General features: G+C 63.6%; 15 protein-coding genes. 8 read left to right on the top strand and 7 right to left on the bottom strand.

Features of this window, described 5'->3' with window-relative positions:
* The first annotated feature begins 248 nt into the window (after positions 1-248).
* The 3 genes from FFI94_RS13055 to FFI94_RS13045 are packed head-to-tail and all read left to right on the top strand — an operon-like array spanning position 249 to position 3657.
* Positions 249-1370, top strand: coding sequence for an acyl-CoA dehydrogenase family protein (locus FFI94_RS13055; protein ID WP_138868234.1), 1122 nt, complete (start codon positions 249-251; stop codon positions 1368-1370).
* The gene (locus tag FFI94_RS13050) at positions 1367-2449 is read left to right on the top strand and encodes an LLM class flavin-dependent oxidoreductase (RefSeq protein WP_138868233.1); all 1083 of its coding nucleotides are present in this window, start codon (positions 1367-1369) and stop codon (positions 2447-2449) included. Before FFI94_RS13055 ends, FFI94_RS13050 begins: the two co-directional genes overlap by 4 nt.
* Positions 2446-3657, top strand: coding sequence for an MFS transporter (locus FFI94_RS13045; protein WP_138868232.1), 1212 nt, complete (start codon positions 2446-2448; stop codon positions 3655-3657). The genes FFI94_RS13050 and FFI94_RS13045 overlap by 4 nt, the downstream gene beginning before the upstream one ends.
* A 66-nt stretch (positions 3658-3723) precedes the next feature.
* Here the strand turns inward: FFI94_RS13045 and FFI94_RS13040 are convergent, their stop codons facing one another.
* From FFI94_RS13040 to hemE, 7 genes are all read right to left on the bottom strand, one after another.
* Complete coding sequence (locus FFI94_RS13040; RefSeq protein ID WP_138868231.1) at positions 3724-4401, bottom strand: hypothetical protein; 678 nt, start codon at positions 4399-4401, stop codon at positions 3724-3726.
* On the bottom strand, positions 4401-4712 hold the full coding sequence (locus tag FFI94_RS13035) for a WXG100 family type VII secretion target (protein ID WP_138868230.1): 312 nt from the start codon (positions 4710-4712) through the stop codon (positions 4401-4403). Before FFI94_RS13035 ends, FFI94_RS13040 begins: the two co-directional genes overlap by 1 nt.
* Positions 4705-5184: a YbaB/EbfC family nucleoid-associated protein gene (locus tag FFI94_RS13030; protein ID WP_260684062.1), complete on the bottom strand. Its 480-nt coding sequence runs from the start codon at positions 5182-5184 to the stop codon at positions 4705-4707. The genes FFI94_RS13035 and FFI94_RS13030 overlap by 8 nt, the downstream gene beginning before the upstream one ends.
* Positions 5185-5267: 83 nt before the next feature.
* Positions 5268-7544 carry a molybdopterin-dependent oxidoreductase gene (locus FFI94_RS13025; protein WP_138873160.1) on the bottom strand — a complete coding sequence of 759 codons (2277 nt, stop codon included), beginning with the start codon at positions 7542-7544 and terminating at the stop codon, positions 5268-5270.
* Positions 7545-7592: 48 nt separating this feature from the next.
* Entirely contained in the window at positions 7593-8288 is a 696-nt protein-coding gene (gene hemQ / locus FFI94_RS13020; RefSeq protein WP_138868229.1) for a hydrogen peroxide-dependent heme synthase, read from the bottom strand.
* Positions 8289-8292: 4 nt separating this feature from the next.
* Entirely contained in the window at positions 8293-9654 is a 1362-nt protein-coding gene (locus FFI94_RS13015; protein ID WP_138868228.1) for a protoporphyrinogen oxidase, read from the bottom strand.
* Positions 9651-10748, bottom strand: a complete 1098-nt coding sequence (gene hemE, locus FFI94_RS13010) for a uroporphyrinogen decarboxylase (RefSeq protein WP_138868227.1) — start codon at positions 10746-10748, stop codon at positions 9651-9653. Before hemE ends, FFI94_RS13015 begins: the two co-directional genes overlap by 4 nt.
* A gap of 181 nt (positions 10749-10929) precedes the next feature.
* On the opposite strand from hemE, the gene FFI94_RS13005 reads away from it, so the two are divergent.
* The 5 genes from FFI94_RS13005 (at position 10930) to FFI94_RS12985 (ending at position 17834) form a co-directional block, all read left to right on the top strand.
* Positions 10930-11520, top strand: a complete 591-nt coding sequence (locus FFI94_RS13005) for a DUF3000 domain-containing protein (protein ID WP_033234757.1) — start codon at positions 10930-10932, stop codon at positions 11518-11520.
* Positions 11521-11582: 62 nt separating this feature from the next.
* Positions 11583-13022 carry a wax ester/triacylglycerol synthase family O-acyltransferase gene (locus FFI94_RS13000; RefSeq protein ID WP_138868226.1) on the top strand — a complete coding sequence of 480 codons (1440 nt, stop codon included), beginning with the start codon at positions 11583-11585 and terminating at the stop codon, positions 13020-13022.
* 11 nt (positions 13023-13033) lie between these two features.
* Positions 13034-14347 carry a ribonuclease D gene (locus tag FFI94_RS12995; RefSeq protein WP_138868225.1) on the top strand — a complete coding sequence of 438 codons (1314 nt, stop codon included), beginning with the start codon at positions 13034-13036 and terminating at the stop codon, positions 14345-14347.
* 161 nt (positions 14348-14508) lie between these two features.
* A complete protein-coding gene (locus FFI94_RS12990) occupies positions 14509-15726 on the top strand; it encodes a thiolase family protein (protein ID WP_138868224.1) in 1218 nt (405 codons plus the stop codon).
* A gap of 2 nt (positions 15727-15728) precedes the next feature.
* A complete protein-coding gene (locus tag FFI94_RS12985) occupies positions 15729-17834 on the top strand; it encodes a 3-hydroxyacyl-CoA dehydrogenase NAD-binding domain-containing protein (RefSeq protein WP_138868223.1) in 2106 nt (701 codons plus the stop codon).
* The last annotated feature ends 57 nt before the right edge of the window (positions 17835-17891 follow it).

The following is a 17891-nucleotide window of genomic DNA, read 5'->3' as shown; positions in this document are numbered from 1 at the left end:
CCGTCGCGGGTGAATTCAGAACACAGCCGCCGAGGTCAGGAAGACACTGGTAGGAAGTCAACCCGATTCCGGGGCGCACGTCACGGCTTGCATTCACCGTGATCACAAACTGGCGAAAGCGTCTCAGCCACAGTAGTTTTCTAGGTAGGGATACGTGCGATCGACGCAATGACTTTTTCTCGCGGCGATCCGAATCCCCTCTTTGCCGCTGCCCGTATCCAGTACATCTCGAGAGGAAACCTGCCTGTATGACTGTCTCCGGACTCGCCACATACGTGACGGCACAGACAGTTACGGCTGCCGACACTCACCCCCTGCTGGCAAGTGCCACCCGGTATGCCGACGCCGTGCTGCTACCTACCGCACTCGAAACAGATCGGCTGGGTGTCACTCCGGACCGCATCGCCGAGTTCTCCGAGCTGCACCTTCTGAATCATCTTGCACCGGCAGAATTCGACGGGGCGGGCGTCGACCGTCATGGCGATCGACTCCTCCACGAAATCTTGGCGGGAGCCTGTCTGAATACGTGGCTGGTGTGGGCGCAGCATGCTCCTGTTGTGGGGAGACTGGCCGACGCATACACGGCCGGAACCGAGTTGCCCTCGATCGGCTACGAAATTCTCCGCGGACGCCTCCTTACCGGCGCGGCGATCAGCGATGTCCGGCGATACCCCGACCACTTCATCGCGGCGACGCGTGAATCTACCGGCTGGACGTTCTCAGGCACCATCTCGTGGGTCAGCGGGTGGGGTCTGAACACTGTGTTGATGGTGGCTGCCGTCGAAGGCTCAACCCGCACTGTCGTCACCGCGCTGGTACCGATCAGCGACCGCGTTCAGGCCTCCGACTTGGAGTTGAGCGCAGTGGCCGGCAGTCGGACAGAGCGGGTGACATTGTCCGACGTGTTCGTACCGGAAGAGAACGTCATCAGCAGGATTCCGCTATCCAAGTACCGCACAGCCGATTTCAGTACGGCCAGCGATGCCCGGCCACATCACTTCGGACTGGCCGAGCGAGTTCTCGGTGAACTCGAGCAGGCACATCCGTCCGCCCACGAGCTTGCCGACCTGTGGCGCCCACGGGTCGCGCAGCTTCGGGCCGACGCCTACGCACTCTCCGACGCGGCCAAGAGCACGGGGAACGAGAGGCACCGAATCGATGAGCGGCTCGCGGCAAAAGTTGCCATGGGCGAAGCACTCGTCAACCTCACCCACGCGCTGGTCATAGCCCGAGCCGGGCGCGGCATCGTTCGCGACAACACCGCGCAGTTGTACGCGCGCGCCGCCCTCTTCGTCCTGGTGCAGGGACAAACGGCCGAAGTACGCGACGCCCAGTTGTCCCATCTCGCACAGATCAGGAAGAATCAATGAGCACCGAATTCCTCTGGTACATCCCCAACCAGGTTGAGCCCGGCCACCGCGGCGACGACACACAAGCGGGGCACAACAGCCTCGAAACACTCACTCGTCAGGCACTCGCGTTGGAAGAGAACGGTTGGACTGGCGCTCTGATCGGAGCGGGTTGGGGGCGTCCGGACACATTCACCGTGGCGACGGCACTGGCCGCGAGGACAACCACATTCGAGCCACTCATCGCGATCCGCCCCGGGTACTGGCGACCGGCAAACTTTGCGGCATCTGCGGCGGCACTCGACCATCTCACCGGCGGTCGTGTGCGCGTCAACATCGTATCCGGCAAGGACGACCTCGCCGCCTACGGAGATAGCGACGGCGACCAGGCAAATCGCTATGCCCGGACCCGAGAGTTTCTCCAACTCGTTCGCAAACTGTGGACCGAGGAGAACGTGACCTACCGCGGCGAGCATTTCCAGGTGGAGAACTCGACGGTGGGGCCGCGCATCGAGACCCGACCAGGCCGCCCGCACCCGAAGCTCTACTTCGGCGGCGCCTCCGAAGCCGCCGAGAGAGTCGCGGCCGCCGAGGCCGACGTCCAATTGTTCTGGGGCGAAACACTTGACGGCGTCGCCGAACGCATCGACAGACTCACAACACTCAGCGGAAAGATCGACAGAGAACACGCCCCACTCGAATATGGCTTGCGCATCACGACTTTCGTCCGGGACACGACCGAGCAGGCCTGGAAGGAAGCCGAGGAGAAAGTCGCGCAGATGGCAGCTCGCCAGCGCGAGCAGGGTGCACCCCAATCACTCGCGCAGAATCCGCACCGCCGAAGCGCAGTGGGACAACAACGCCTCCTCGATCTGGCCGGCCGCGGCGAGGTACTCGATGACAACCTCTACACCACCCCCGGCAAAGTGGGCGGCGGTGGTGCTGCGACCACCTGGCTGGTCGGTTCCGCCGAAGACGTCGCGAAATCGCTTCGTAAATACGAAGATCTCGGAATCAGCCACTTCGTTCTGTCGGATACTCCGTACTTGCACGAGATCGAACGCCAAGGCAACCAGCTGCTTCCGCTACTTCGCGGATGAGCACCGAGACCTCCATACCAGCTGGTCTCAGCCCAAGATTCCGACGTCATCTGGTGATGGTGTTCGCGCTCACGAACTCCATCAGTTTCATCGCCATGATCCAGATCCTGCCGGTGATCCTCATTCCTATCGCCACCGATCTCGACGTCTCACGCACCGCCGTGGCAGGCGCCTCGACGGTATCGACTTTGGTGGGCGGACTGGCCGCTTTGCCGATCGGTCGCATCCTCGACCGCCGGGGTGGACGCACGCTCATGGCCACCGGCTCGCTGATCGGGGCAGGCTCGGTGCTGATGTGGTCACAGGCCACCAACCTGGTCTCGCTGTACGCAGCCTTTGCACTGATCGGGCTGGCCCTGGCGATGTCGACGTACGAATCGACCTTCGCCGTCATCGTGGTTGCGACCGAGTCGCATCAACGAAACCAGGCAATTCTGACCGTGACGATGATCGCCGGACTGTCGACCTATCTGGTGTATCCACTCCTCGGCTGGATGAACAGCGAATTCGGCTGGCGCACAACCTTGATCACCCTCTCGGCCGCACTCGTCGCTACAGCCGTGCCCGGCCATCTGTGGGCCGTACCGTCGCGCGCCGCACATCGTAACCGGATCCGGAAAAGCTCGGGAACAGCTTTCGGTGCAGCACTGCGCCAGCGCCGATTCTGGTTGCTGCTGATCGCCTTCGTCGCCCAGGCAGGGTCGGCATCGGCCTTCCTGCTGCTCGTGATCGCATACTTGCTCGACCAGGGCCACTCCGTTGCGGTCGCAACGTCGGTACCGATTGCCGTCGGTGTCCTGCAGATTCTTTCGCGGCTGATACTCACCGTGGCAGGCAGCCGATTGGCCATCACACCGGTAACGTCAGGTGCGTTTGCGATACAAGGGTTCGGTCTACTTCTGCTACCTCTTGCTGGATTGTCGATCCCCCTGACGTTGCTGTGCGTCGCGGCGGTAGGTCTCGGCCAAGGTGTCGGAGTGATCGCCCGGCCGTCAATACTGGCGGACAACTTCGGCATTACTCATTTCGCGAGTGTCCTGGCCGCGATCACCATTCCGACAGCGTTGGCCCGCGCCGGCTCACCACTACTCGGTGCATGGCTCGCCGACTGGCGGTTCCTGGTGGTCTGCGGAGTACTCGCACTGGTTGCCGCCGTGGCGTTGCTTCCACTGATCGGCGTGAAGGAACCGCGAATAGTTGCACACTAGTCCCGTCAACGTCGCTGATTCAGCCGCACGAGTGAACGTTGTGTGCACTCGGGCCCGGGTACGGCGTCAGAAGTTCCAGTTCAGAGCGCCTGAGGAAGTGGACAGTTCATCCGCCGCGCCCGTGACAAACCCCTCGCGCGCCTCGGTCACGACCTTCCCGACGTCCACGGACTCGCGATGGTCCATTGTCATCTGGCCCAGCTGAATGGCCAGGCCGGAGAAGACGGCTGACGCTGCTTCCACCGCAGCGGCTTCGAGCACTCCGATCAGTAATTGCCGCAGCAACATTCGAACCGTAATGACGGTAGCGACTTCCGCTGCCGCGGCGCCCACGGTACTCAGACCCAGAGTGGGAATCGCAGCCGCTGCCATAGCCGCCAACTCGATGGCCAACGCGATCAACGCCGCGATAATCGCAAGTTTGGTGTACTCGATGTCCGTTGCCGTGGAATTACAGGATTCCGCTAATTCCGTTGCGGTAGCGATCAATCTATCGAAGACGTCCGCGACGCCGCCGGAATCTTGCCAGAATCCGTCAAGCGAATCATGCGTCTCGCCGGTGATTGCCGTCAGTACTCCTCGGACCGTGACATCACCGCCCGTGGATGCACTGGTCAGCTGGTCTGCAACATCGGTCCACGCGTCACCCAATCGCCACAACGACGTCTCGTCGCCCTGTGGCCAGTCGCTACCCACTGCCACACTCGCAACGGCCTGCAGGTATCCCGGAATCTCGATTCCCATCAGAGACCGCCGGAAAAATTGTCGGCAAGTTCTGCGTCGACGCCCTCGAAGTTGTCAGAAGTCCGATACAGCGCGTCGGTGAGGTTCCGCATGACGCCGGCCATCATCGAGATACCAGCAAGCACCGACTCGGATCCCGGAAGATACGCGTCCGCAAAAGTGCTGCCGGCCTCGTCACTTCCCCAACTCGGACCTTCGGCAGTCATCTCCCGTTCGAGATCCGCTCTCGACCTCTCCAGATCCTCTGCGAGTTGCACAAATCGGGGTGCCAATGCCCGCACGACATGTACATCGATCCACAGTTCAGACATTGCCCGCGCTCCTCAGGACGGTCTGATCCCAATCCGGCCGATCGTCGATCCTGACGTCGTCGGGTACCCCTGGCACTGCGGCGAGGCCACGCACGCTGGGCGCTCCCGGTATCAGATCCGGAAGATCCAACGCCGTCGCATTGGTGAACGGCTTCAATATCTCCGCGTTCTGCCGGCGCATGTCCTCGGACGCTGCCGTCGACGCCGACAGCACCGAGTTACCAAGTTTTTTCGGCGTCGACTTCGCGCACGCGTCGGATGAAAATTTGACGCCGACAACGGCTCCGGACGCATTGACGACAACCTCCACCAATCCGTCAGCCGACCGAGCCGACGCAGTCGACAACGCGATCTTCTCCTGCGCGAGCGCAAGCAACCGCGTTCGCTCGCGCAGATCCTCCATCATCGAATCGATCTGCCCGCGAAGAACTTCCGATCTCCCCCGCGTCGAATTCCATTCCGCTGTACTCACGATGGCCCCCACCTCGCTCGACGTGCTCACCCGATTATCGGGTGCTCACCAAGTTCGACGCGGCCTGGCCTCGATCGGTTCCGTCAGCGCGGATTCAGCACCGGCGGATCGAATGCGCGAACCGGGGGAAGCTCCCCTTCGAACTTCTCGATCTGCACCAAGACATGCTGCCCGGTGCATCCGTGTGAGAGCAGCGACGTACCGACGTCCGGGGTCAGAACATTGGGATTTCCGTGGACACACAGTGAGTCCGGGTCGGCCGGATCGAGTGGGTCGTACCAGGCACCGGTCGCGAGTTGGACAACACCGGGGTGAAGGTCGGCATCGACGACAACACCCGCCAGGCACGCGCCGCGATCATTGAACACCCGCACCACGTCCGCGCTGACGACGCCTCGCTCTGCCGCTGCACGTGGATGCATCCGAATGGGTTCTCGCCCCTGAATTTTCGACGCCTGGCTCACGGCACCGTGATCGAGTTGGCTGTGCAGTCGCGTCTTGGGCTGATTGGCGATGAGATGCAGCGGATACTCCTCCGCACGTGGACCTTTCAGCCATTCGTCCGGCTCGTACCACCGCGGATGGCCGGCGCAGTCGTCGTAGCCGAACGATTCGATGGTTTCGGAGAAAATCTCGATCTTCCCGCTGGGTGTGCCAAGCGGATACTTCTCGGGATTCTCGCGGAAGTCTCCGAACAACACCTCGTTGCCGCGCGTGTGCATGCGGTAGTGACCGTCAGCCCAGAAATCCGCGAACGACGGCGTATTGCCACCGTCTGCGTCAACACTCGGCCGCCACTGACCGTAGAGGTGCTCGATCCACTGCTGTGATGATCGTCCCTCGGTGAACGTGTCGCCGAATCCGAGAGCGTCGGCGAGCGCCGCGAAGGTCTCGTAGTCGTCGCGGGCACCTGCAAACGGTTCGGTGACCTGGTGCATCGCGACCAGCAACGCGTCGTTGCGCGTACAACTGAGGTCCGAGCGCTCGAATGACGTGGTCGAGGGCACCACGATGTCGGCGTGTTTGGCCATTGGCGTCCAGTACGGATCGTGAACGACGATCGTGTCCGGACGTGCCAACGCCCGCCGCAGCCTCGGAATGTCCTGGTGATGGTGGAACGGATTGCCGCCTGCCCAGTAGACCAGGCGAATGTCGGGATAGGTGAGGCGTCTGCCGTCGTAGTCGAAACCTTCGCCGGGCGAGAGCAGAAGATCGGAGACCGCGGCCACCGGAATGAAGTCCGTGACCGGATTTCGTCCTTGCGGGAGGGTGGGCAGTGGATATGGGATCGAGGTCATTCCCGGCTCGTTCATCGAGCCGTAGCCGTGCCCGAATCCTCCTCCGGGAAGACCTATCTGACCGAGCATCGCGGCGAGCGTCACACCCATCCACGGGGCTTGCTCACCGTGTTTGATGCGTTGGAGTGACCACGTGACAGAAACCAGTGTGCGACCGGTTGCCATCCGGCGGGCCAGGTCGACCAGCGTCTCGGCGGACACTCCCGAAATCGCCTGAGCCCAGTGCGGATCCTTCGCGATACCGTCACTTCGTCCGAGGAGGTAATCCTCGAACCGTTCGTAGCCGACGCAGTAGTGGTTCAAGAACGCGGCGTCGTGCAGATCCTCGGAAGCGAGGACAAACGCCAGCGCCAGCATGATCGCTACGTCGGTCCCGGGAATCGGTGCTATCCAGTCACATTCACCGTCGACGTCGTCGCGCAACGGACTGATCGCGACGATCTTTCCGCCTCGCCGACGAAAGGCGTCGATCGCGCCGCGGGTCGGATGATCACTGGTACCACCGGCATTGACGCCCGTGTTCTTGATCGGCACCCCACCGAAGCACACCAACAGATCCGAATGTTGCGCAATGACGTCCCACGACGTGGACCGTTCGAATAATTGGCTGTGAGTCCCGACCACCCGGGGCATGATCACACCCGTTGCTCCGAGCGAGTAGCTGTGGACCGACTTGGTGTAGCCCCCGAGTTGATTCAGGAATCGGTGGACCTGGCTCTGCGCGTGGTGAAATCGGCCGGCGCTGGCCCATCCGTACGAACCACCGAAGATGGCGTTGTTGCCGTGAGTGTCGACTACCCGGCGCAATTCGCGGGCCAACAGCTCTGTCAGCTCGTCCCAGTCGACCGAGACGAACTCGTCCGATCCCCGCTTGTCCGTGGGACCAGGACCGTTCTCGAGCCAGCCGCGACGCACTGCCGGGCCGGCCACTCTGCTGCGACTGCGCACCGAACCGGCGAAGTTGCCGAGCATCGGCGAAGGATTCGAATCTCCCTCGTACGGATGCACCGCAGTGACTTCGCCGGCTACCGATTCGGCAGTGAACATGCCCCAGTGAGACATGTGCTGATGACGCCGATTCGGCGTGGTGACCACAGCAGCTACTTTCGATCAGGGAAGGGAAAGAACCAGCTTCTCGATGCCGACACGTGGTCCGGTGAAGAACGGAACCTCTTCGCGCACGTGCAAGCGAGCCTCGGTGGCGCGCAGGTCACGCATGAGGTCGACGATACGAATGAGTTCCGGTGCCTCGAAGGCCAGAATCCACTCGTAGTCACCGAGCGCAAACGACGGCACCGTGTTGGCGCGAACATCCTTGTATCCGCGTGCCGCCATACCGTGATCGGCGAGCATCTTGCGACGGTCCTCATCCGGAAGCAGGTACCACTCGAGCGAGCGCACAAACGGGTAGACGCAGATGTAGTCGCCCGGATCTTCGCCCGCGATGAACGACGGCACGTGGCTCTTGTTGAATTCGGCCGGACGGTGCACGGCGGAGTTGCTCCACACCGGAGCGCTGATCTTGCCCAGTGTCGTGGTACGACGGAAGTCCGAGTACGCGGCCTGCAGCTGCTCGATACTGGCCGCATGGGTCCAGATCATGAAGTCTGCGTCTGCGCGCATGCCGGCGATGTCGTAGATTCCGCGAACCACGACGCCCTTGTCTTCGAGACCTTCGAAGAACAAGCGGGCGTCCTTGACCGCAGCTTCCCGATCGTCGCCCAGCACACCGGGTTCCACCTGGAACACGGAGAACATGAGGTATCGGATTTCAGAGTTCAGTTTGTCGAAATCAAGGCGTGCCATACCTCTATCGTGCCACCCGTTCGAAAATTTGTGTCGCCGCCGTCGTGCCAGCGGCAACACACGCCGGAACACCGACGCCGTGAAGCCACGAACCGGCCACCTCGATACCGTCCAGCGCTGCCAGCGACTGCTCGATTTCGGCCACTTTCTCGACGTGACCTGGTGCGTACTGCGGCAGTCCCCCATGCCAGCGCTGGACACAGGACGCCGCCGGATCCGCAGTGATTCCCGTCACCATTGCAAGATCGGTGCGAGCGAGTGCGATCAGCTCGTCGTCGGGGCGATCGACGATGTCCGCGGCGCCGAAGCGGCCGAACGACACCCGCACAAGATGCTCACCCCGATCGGCGAGATGCGTCCACTTGCGACTCGACAGCGTGAATGCCTTGGCCGTCAGATCTGCGTCCGTCGCGACGAGGATCCCGGAGTTCTCCGGCAACTCGACAGTGCCCGGCAGACGCATCGCCACGACAGCCGACGACGCAAGCTCGATCCGAGCCGCAATCCGGGCGACCTCAGGCGCGACGTCAGCCAGGAGCACTGCGGCGTTCGGCGCGGGAATTGCCAGAACAATCGCGTCGACCGCGCCAACCGGATCCACGAACCACCGGCGCCCGTCGGCGCGAACGACCCCGGCCTCCGCATGAACCACATGTGCGGCGGCCGCCTGCCGAAGTGCATCCAGGAGCACTCCGTAACCGTCCTTCAATGCACCGAATACCGGCCCGGGAGCCGGCGTCGGGAGCGCCGCTGTCACGGCCTCAGACAGACTCTGTGCCCCCGAATCCAATGCAGCCGCGAGGGTCGGCAACGCGGCCCGTATTCCGATGTTCTCCGCCAACCCGGAGTACACGCCCCCGAGCAGCGGATCGACCGAACGAGCCACAACCTGATCGCCGTAACGATCCGAAACAAGTTGGGCCACACTGCTATCCGAACCGGGAGTCCAGTCGATTCGGCGCCCGGATTCGGCCGAGATCCGCGCCAGAGTTGCGTCGTCGACAAGACCTTCGACCGCGTCGGCATTCGCCGGAATGCCCATCAACGTGCCGGTGGGGAGGCGATGCAACGAGTCCTGCGACCAGATCAGCGGAGTGCGTCCGGCCGGATACACGATCTGGTCGGTGAGACCGAGTTCGGCCAGAAGCGCCGGAACCTCGGGCCGACGCGCAATGAAGGCCTCGGCGCCGACATCGATCGGCCCGGCGCCGAGATCAACCGTTCGCAACTTGCCGCCCAGTCTGGGGCTGTGGTCGACGATCGTGATCGCCGCGTCAGCTCCGAGGCTTCGGCGAAGCCGGTAGGCGGCGACCAGACCGGAGATTCCACCCCCGATCACCGCTACCGACGGCCGAGTTGTTGTCACAGCGAATGCACCAGCTCCACCGCCGCCGTGATTGCCGCCGGATCAGTGTCCGGAAGAACACCGTGCCCGAGGTTGAAGATGTGCCCGATCGCGCCGGCCTCGATCGCGCGGTCACCTTCAGCCGCGATGCGCCTGACCTCGCGGTCAACCGCCGCGGGACCCGCGAACAGCACTGCCGGATCAAGGTTGCCCTGCAGCGCCTTGCCCGGGCCGACACGCGTCGCGGCGACGTCGAGCGGAATACGCCAGTCGACGCCCACGACGTCGGCTCCGGCTTCACCCATGGCGCCGAGCAGTTCACCGGTACCCACACCGAAGTGGATACGCGGCACGCCGGCGCTCGCCACCTCGGCCAACACGCGCTCGGAGTGCGGAAGTACGAACTCGCGGTACTGCGCGAGCGAGAGTGCCCCAGCCCAGGAATCGAACAGCTGAACAGCGTCGACACCCGCATGGAGTTGCGCCTGCAGGAAACAAATGGTGATGTCGGCGATCTTGCCGAGGAGCTGGTGCCATGTCGCGGGATCCGACAGCATGAGCGCCTTGGTCTTCTCGTGGTTGCGGCTCGGTCCACCCTCGACCAGGTACGACGCCAAGGTGAATGGCGCACCGGCAAATCCGATCAGCGGCACCGAACCCAACTCGGCGGTGAGCAGACGCACAGCCTGCGCAATTGCACCGACCTCGTCGGGCACCAACCGCGGCAGGGACGCGACGTCGTCGATAGACCGAACAGGATTGGCGACCACCGGACCGACACCGGCAACGATGTCGAGGTCGATGCCGGCCGCCTTCAACGGCACCACGATGTCCGAGAAGAGGATTGCGGCGTCGACGTCGTGGCGGCGGACCGGTTGCATCGTGATCTCACAGACCAACGCGGGATCGAAGCAGGATTCCAACATTCCGATTCCGGCGCGGATTTCGCGATACTCGGGAAGCGAGCGGCCGGCCTGCCTCATGAACCACACCGGACGCCGCACCGGCTTCCGACCGGTGGCCGCCGCCAACAAAGGCGCATCCGGAAGCACGCGCCGTGCGCTGTACTCCGCAGACCCGATGGTGCCTGAATTCAAGTTGTCCAACCCGCTCATCAATCCTCGCGCTCTCCGCCAACATGTGTATTCGACCGCCCCCAATGCTGCCATGTTCAGCGGGCAGAAACGTCCACGTCACATTTCGTGACGGTGCTCACACTTAACTCTGCGGGCCGCGTCACAGTTGATCGGCGCGCCTCCACCTCAGGGACCTTTTCCCCGACTAACGTCCTGACCTGTGACAACTTCCGGATCCACCGCTGACCCGGCCGAATTTCGTGCCGCAATCGCCGCAATGGGCTCAGCACAGGTCCGGTCCGAGATCGAAGTCGGTCCGATTCGCCCGCCACAACGACTTGCCCCATACAGCCACGCGATCGGCGCCGAGGTGCTCCATCCGGAATCGGACACTGTTTCCGAACAATCGGAAGGCGACGCGTTCGGTCGGCTCATCCTGCTGTTCGACCCAGACGGCGACGAAGCCTGGAACGGCACCATGCGTCTGGTCGCCTACATCCAAGCCGATCTCGACGAATCGCTCGCTGCTGATCCACTGTTGCCCGAAGTTGCGTGGAGTTGGCTGGTGGACGCCCTCGAAGCCGGCGGCGCTCCGTTTGTTGCGCTCGGCGGCACGGTCACGGCAACAACGTCGGTCCGCTACGGCGACATCGCCGGGCCTCCGCGGGCACATCAACTCGAACTCCGGGCCTCGTGGACTGCCACGTCCACGGAATTGGGACATCACGTCGAGGCCTTCTGCGAGGTACTGGCCTACGCCGCGGGCCTACCACCTGCCGGGGTAACGGAATTGTCGCGAAAGAACGACTGACCCCTGGTGCGGGTTTGATGATTCCACCCAAATCCAACTAGAACCCGTTCTAAAATTGGCAGATGCAGCGTCTCAGCGGACTTGATGCCACCTTCCTGTACCTGGAAACGTCGACACAGCTACTCCACGTCTGCGGCCTGGTCATACTGGACCCGTCGACGATCCCCGGCGGATACCGCTATCGATCCCTTCTTGGCGAGTTGGACTCCCGTATGGCAGCGATGCCGACCTTCCGGCGCAAGCTGAAAGATTCACGCCTGAACCTCGACTACCCCGTCTGGGTGGACGACCACGACTTCGACATCGAACGCCACTGCCATCGCACATCGGTACCGGCGCCGGGTGGCCACGACGAACTGGCAGAACTTGCGGGACACATTGCGAGCCAACCGCTGGACCGCTCCCGTCCACTGTGGGAGATGTGGGTCATCGAAGGACTTGCCGACGGCACCATCGCCGTCATGTCGAAGATCCATCACAGCGCCGCAGACGGCATCACCGGTGCCAACATCCTGGCTCAACTGTGCAGTCTCGAACCGGAATCGCCCGCGTTGGTAGACACCACAGCCGAGAGCGCCGGTGACGCCGGCACACTCGATATCGCCGTCGGAGGCCTCCTCGCAGTGATTTCCCGGCCTGCACGGCTGGCCCGCCTCGTCCCCGGAGGCATAGCGATGCTGCCCAAATGGGTGACCCGCGCCCGCAAGGGCACAGCGATGCCCGCGCCGTTCACTGCCCCTCGAACGTCATTCAACGGCGCCATCACCGGACATCGCAATATTGCCTTCACCCAGCTCGACCTGGCCAAAGTGAAAGCCGTGAAGGACCGGCACGGCGTCAAGGTCAACGACGTCGTCCTTGCGCTGTGTGCCGGAGCGTTGCGTAACTACCTCGACGAGCGGGGCGAACTTCCCGCCGATTCGTTGGTCGCAATGGTTCCCGTGTCTGTTCACGGGAAATCCGACCGGGCAGGCACAAACCAGATCTCCGGCATGTTCACGCAACTAGGCACCCAGATCGCCGACCCGCTAGCCCGTTTGCTGGCGATCAGCGAATACAACGCGACCTCGAAAAACCACAACGAGGCGCTGGGCGCAAATATGCTTCAAGACTGGTCACAATTTGCGTCGCCCGCAGTGTTCGGCGCCGCAATGCGCGTCTACTCCTCACTCAAGCTGGCGGAACGCCACCCTGTTGTGTCGAATCTTGTCGTGTCGAACGTTCCCGGTCCCCCGGTTCCGCTGTACTTCCTGGGTGCACGCATAACGGGAATGTTCCCGCTGGGACCTATCTTTCACGGCGCCGGACTCAATGTGACGGTGATGTCGCTCGACGGCAAGGTAGATGTGGGAATCGTCAGTTGTACGGACTTGGCACCCCAATTGCACGAACTTGCGCAAGGATTCGCCCTGGCACTCGACGAACTCCTGGGAGCGGCCGAGAAAGGCGACGAGGAAAGTAACGGGGAAGGTTGCGCAACTACGACGCCTCCTGCGACGTAGAGTTATCGATCATGTCCGAAGTCACCGATGATGCAACCGAGCCCACGTCCGATGTCGAACCACTCCTCGTACCGCGTGACGGTGTCCCGGATGTCATCACCACTGCCGACGGAGTCGCGAAGGCTGCCGCTCAATTGACGGCGGGCACGGGGCCTTTGGCTGTTGACGCCGAGCGTGCGTCGGGGTTCCGGTACTCAGCCCGCGCGTATCTGATTCAGCTCCGACGCGAGGGCGCCGGATCGTTTCTGATCGATCCGATCCCCACCGCTGCGGACATGGCACCGCTGGCCGAGGCGATCAACCCGCTGGAGTGGGTTCTGCATTCGGCGGATCAGGATCTGCCGGGACTTGCCGAGCTGGGGTTGTATCCGGCTGTACTTTTCGACACGGAGTTGGCCGGCCGACTGGCCGGATTCGAACGAGTCGGTCTGGCCGCAATCGTGGAACGCACGTTGCATGTCGAACTTCGCAAGGGCCACGGCGCTGCCGACTGGTCGACGCGGCCACTGCCGGCACCCTGGCTGAACTATGCTGCCCTCGACGTCGAAGTGCTTCTGGAATTGCGCGACGCCATGGAGGCCGAACTGCGTGCGCAAGGCAAATTGGATTGGGCGAAAGAAGAATTCGAGCACATTCGACTTGCCGGCCCCCCGAAGCCGAAGCCGGATCGTTGGCGCCGCACGTCGCACATCACGTCCCTGAAGACCACTCGCCAATTGGCCGCGGTGCGGGCACTGTGGCAAGCGCGTGAAGATCTCGCACGTAAGCGCGACGTCTCGCCCAGCCGAGTGCTGCCGGATTCGGCGATCATCGACGCAGCTCTCAAGGATCCCCGGTCGATGGACGCACTGCGGTCGCTGCCCGTGTTCGGCGGACCGAGACAACGACGCTATTCACGGATCTGGATGTCGGCGCTGGAATCGGCTCGTGCCCTGCCGGACAGCGAGCTTCCGCCGAAGACTCCGCCGAACATCGGCCCGCCCGCTCCCGGGCGCTGGGCACGTCAAGATCCGGCGGCCGCCGATCGTCTGACTGCGGCCCGCGCCGCGCTGTCGGATCTCAGTTCCGAGGTGTCGGTCCCCGTCGAGAATCTGCTGCAACCCGATCTGGTCCGTCGCCTGTGCTGGGACTGGACGATCGAGCCGGCATCCGACATCACCGTCGTCACCGACGCGATCGAGACGAAGCTCACGTCCGGCGGCGCTCGCGCGTGGCAGCGGAAACTCACTGTCCCAGTCCTCGCCGAGGCGCTGAACTCGGTGGTTCCGGCGGAGAACGACGCTGCCCCGGCCGAAGAGGAAGCAGCGGCGACCGGAGAATCCTGACGCGACCGCGGGTGTGGGTGGAGCAATTCGACCCGTTAAGTTACCGGTGAGTAATGGGCAGTAGTACGCTTGTTACAAGGCCGGACGCTTGGCCGTGATTGCCGAACCGTAAGTCCCATCCGCCCAGTGCGTGGTGGGCATCTCCATCAGGAGGAATTCGCGTGGCTCCATCCACACACAACCAACGCAACGTCGTCTTTGTCGACGGCATTCGCACCCCGTTCGGCAAAGCAGGCCCCAAGGGCATGTACGCCGAAACGCGTGCAGACGACCTCGTCGTCAAAGCCATCCGCGAACTGCTTCATCGCAACCCGCAGCTGGATCCCGCGCGGATCGACGAAGTGGCGATCGCTGCCACCACTCAGACCGGTGACCAGGGACTGACCATCGGCCGCACCGCCGCGATCCTCGCCGGCCTGCCCGAGACCGTCCCCGGATTTGCCATCGACCGCATGTGCGCCGGCGCGATGACCGCCGTCACCACCACCGCGTCTGGCATCGGCTTCGGCCAGTACGACGTTGTTGTCGCCGGCGGCGTCGAGCACATGGGTCACCACCCGATGGGTGAGGGCGCAGACCCCAACCCGCGCTTCCTCGCCGACCGCCTGGTCGACCCGAGCGCACTCGTGATGGGCAACACCGCCGAGAACCTGCACGACCGGTTCCCGACCATCACGAAGGACCGCACGGACGCGTACGCCGTGAACAGCCAGAACAAGTACGACGCCGCCAAGAAGGCCGGCTTCATCGCCGACACCCTGGTTCCCGTCGCGACCCGCAGCTCAGCCGGTTGGGGCCTCGCCACCGAGGACGAGCCGCCGCGCCCCGGAACCACCGTCGAAGACCTCGCGAAGCTCAAGACGCCGTTCCGCCCGGCCGGACGCATCACCGCCGGTAACGCCGCCGGACTCAACGACGGCGCCACCGCCGCCCTGCTCGCCGGCGAAGACACCGCAGCCGAACTCGGCCTGCCCGTCGGCATGCGCATGGTCGGCTTTGCCTACCAGGGCGTCGACCCCGCCGTCATGGGCATCGGACCGGTTCCCGCCACCGAGAAGCTCCTCGCCCGCACCGGCCTGAAGATCGAGGACATCGGACTCTTCGAGATCAACGAAGCCTTCGCCGTTCAGGTCCTCGCATTCCTCGAGCACTACGGAATCGCCGACGACGACCCACGCGTCAACCAGTGGGGCGGCGCCATCGCGTGCGGCCACCCCCTCGCTTCCTCGGGTGTGCGCCTGATGACGCAGCTCTCCCGCCAGTTCGCGACACGTCCCGACGTGCGCTACGGCTTGACCACCATGTGCATCGGCCTCGGCATGGGTGGCACCGTCATCTGGGAAAACCCGAACCACGCTGATTACGAAGCTGGAGTCTAGTGATGTCTGATATTGCAACAGCATTCGCCGACGAGGTCGTGACGAACGCCTACACCAAGATCATCTCGGTTCCCGGCATCGAGGGCCCGTTTGCACTGATCACCCTCGACAACGGCTTCGACCACACCAAGCCGTCGTCATTCGGCCCCGGCGGGCTCGCAGCATTCGACGCTGCCCTCGACGAAGCCTTTGCCGCCAACCCGGTTGCCATCGCCGTCACCGGCAAGCCCTTCATCTTCGCCGCCGGCGCGGACCTCAAGGGTGTTCCCGCTATCACCTCACGTGAGCAGGGACTCGAGCTGGGCCGCTTGGGCCACAAGGTGTTCCGACGCCTGCGTGAGTCCTCCGTTCCCACGTTCGCCTTCATCAACGGCGTCGCCCTGGGCGGCGGCCTCGAGGTCGGCCTCCACAGCCATTACCGCACCGTTGCCGCCAACGCCGGTGCACTCGGCCTGCCGGAAGCATTCCTCGGTCTGGTCCCAGGTTGGGGCGGAACGCAGTTGCTCCCCAACCTGGTCGGCCCGTCCAACGCCGTCACCGTGGTGATCGAGAACTCGCTGAACCAGAACAAGGTGCTCTCCCCCAAGAAGGCACTCGAACTCGGCGTCGTCGACGTCGTTCTCGACTCCGCCGACTTCATCGAGCAGTCACTCGCCTGGGCGTCGCAGGTCCTCGCCGGCACTGTGACCCCCGCTCGCCCCGAGATCGATCGCGGCCAGGGCTGGGATGACGCGATCGCTCGCGCGAAGGCAATCGTCGACGGCAAGACCAAGGGCAACGCACCCGGCGCCGTCAAGGCCGTCGAGTTGCTCGAACTGGCTCGCAGCACCGACATCACGGATGCGGCTTCGCTCGACAAGGGCTTTGCCGCCGAGGACGAGGCACTCGCCGATCTCCTCCTGACCGACGAACTCCGCGCCGGCCTGTACGCCTTCGATCTGGTGAACAAGCGCGCCAAGCGACCCGCCGGAGCGCCCGACCGCTCGCTGGCCCGCAAGGTCAACGGCGTCGGCATCGTCGGTGCCGGCCTCATGGCCAGCCAGCTCGCGCTGCTCTTCGTCCGCCAGCTCAAGGTGCCGGTCATCCTGACCGACATCGACCAGGAGCGCATCGACAAGGGTGTCGGCTACGTCCACACCGAGATCGACAAGCTCCTCGGCAAGGGAAGACTGTCCCCCGACGCCGCGAACCGCCTCAAGGCACTCGTTTCCGGCTCGCTCGACAAGACCGCGTTCGCCAAGACCGACTTCGTCATCGAAGCCGTCTTCGAGAACATGGACGTCAAGAAGAAGGTCTTCGCGGAACTCGAGCAGTTCATCGCTCCCGAGACGATCCTCGCGACCAACACCTCGTCACTTTCCATCACGGAGATGGCGTCCGAGCTGAAGCATCCCGAGCGCGTGGTCGGCTTCCACTTCTTCAACCCGGTTGCCGTTCTTCCCCTCCTCGAGATCATCAAGGGCAGCAAGACCGACGACGCTACGCTCGCAACGGCTTTCGCCACCGCGAAGTCCCTGAAGAAGTCTGCCGTCCTGTGCGGCGACAAGGCAGGCTTCGTCTTCAACCGCCTCGTCACCCGCACCTTGGGTGAGGTCATGTCGGCCGTCGACGAAGGCACCCCATTCGACGTCGCGGACAACGCTATCGCCGAACTCGGTATGCCCATGTCGCCGTTCACCTTGCTGGCCCTCGTCGGACCCGCAGTGGCACTGCACACCGGTGAGACTCTGCAGGCGTCGTACCCGGACCGGTTCAAGAGCTCGCCCGGACTCGAAGCACTCGTCGAAGCCCGCAAGCCCGGCGTCTGGACCTGGGGCGAGAACGGTCAGGCCGTCGATCCCGAGGTTGCCGCACTGTGGCCGCAGGGCGACAAGGCATCCACCTCGGAAGAGGTCCTCGAGCGCACACGTCGTGCATTCGCCGAGGAAATCCAGATCATGCTCGACGAGGGCGTTGTAGCGGCAGCCGAGGACATCGACCTCTGCCTGCTGCTCGGCGGCGGATTCGGATTCTGGAACGGCGGAATCACGCCGTACCTGGACCGAACCGGCACCTCCGAAGCAGTCAACGGCAAGCGCTTCCTCGCGCCTGGTGTTGCCAGCGTCTGATCTTCTCGCATAGACAAAGTCGAACGGCGCACCCGAACTTTTCCGGGTGCGCCGTTC

It is taken from the genome of Rhodococcus sp. KBS0724 (assembly GCF_005938745.2).
Taxonomy (GTDB): domain Bacteria; phylum Actinomycetota; class Actinomycetes; order Mycobacteriales; family Mycobacteriaceae; genus Rhodococcus_F.
Note: the sequence above shows the minus strand (reverse complement) of the source record. Positions and strands in the feature narration are given on the sequence as shown.

Coding starts and splice junctions, on each gene's coding strand:
- FFI94_RS12985 (WP_138868223.1), top strand. CDS start 15,729: ATGTCTGATATTGCAACAGCATTCGCCGACGAGGTCGTGACGAACGCC.
- FFI94_RS12995 (WP_138868225.1), top strand. CDS start 13,034: ATGTCCGAAGTCACCGATGATGCAACCGAGCCCACGTCCGATGTCGAA.
- FFI94_RS13045 (WP_138868232.1), top strand. CDS start 2,446: ATGAGCACCGAGACCTCCATACCAGCTGGTCTCAGCCCAAGATTCCGA.
- FFI94_RS13055 (WP_138868234.1), top strand. CDS start 249: ATGACTGTCTCCGGACTCGCCACATACGTGACGGCACAGACAGTTACG.
- FFI94_RS13025 (WP_138873160.1), bottom strand. CDS start 7,544: ATGTCTCACTGGGGCATGTTCACTGCCGAATCGGTAGCCGGCGAAGTC.
- hemE (WP_138868227.1), bottom strand. CDS start 10,748: ATGAGCGGGTTGGACAACTTGAATTCAGGCACCATCGGGTCTGCGGAG.
- FFI94_RS13000 (WP_138868226.1), top strand. CDS start 11,583: ATGCAGCGTCTCAGCGGACTTGATGCCACCTTCCTGTACCTGGAAACG.
- hemQ (WP_138868229.1), bottom strand. CDS start 8,288: ATGGCACGCCTTGATTTCGACAAACTGAACTCTGAAATCCGATACCTC.
- FFI94_RS13040 (WP_138868231.1), bottom strand. CDS start 4,401: ATGGGAATCGAGATTCCGGGATACCTGCAGGCCGTTGCGAGTGTGGCA.
- FFI94_RS13050 (WP_138868233.1), top strand. CDS start 1,367: ATGAGCACCGAATTCCTCTGGTACATCCCCAACCAGGTTGAGCCCGGC.
- FFI94_RS13035 (WP_138868230.1), bottom strand. CDS start 4,712: ATGTCTGAACTGTGGATCGATGTACATGTCGTGCGGGCATTGGCACCC.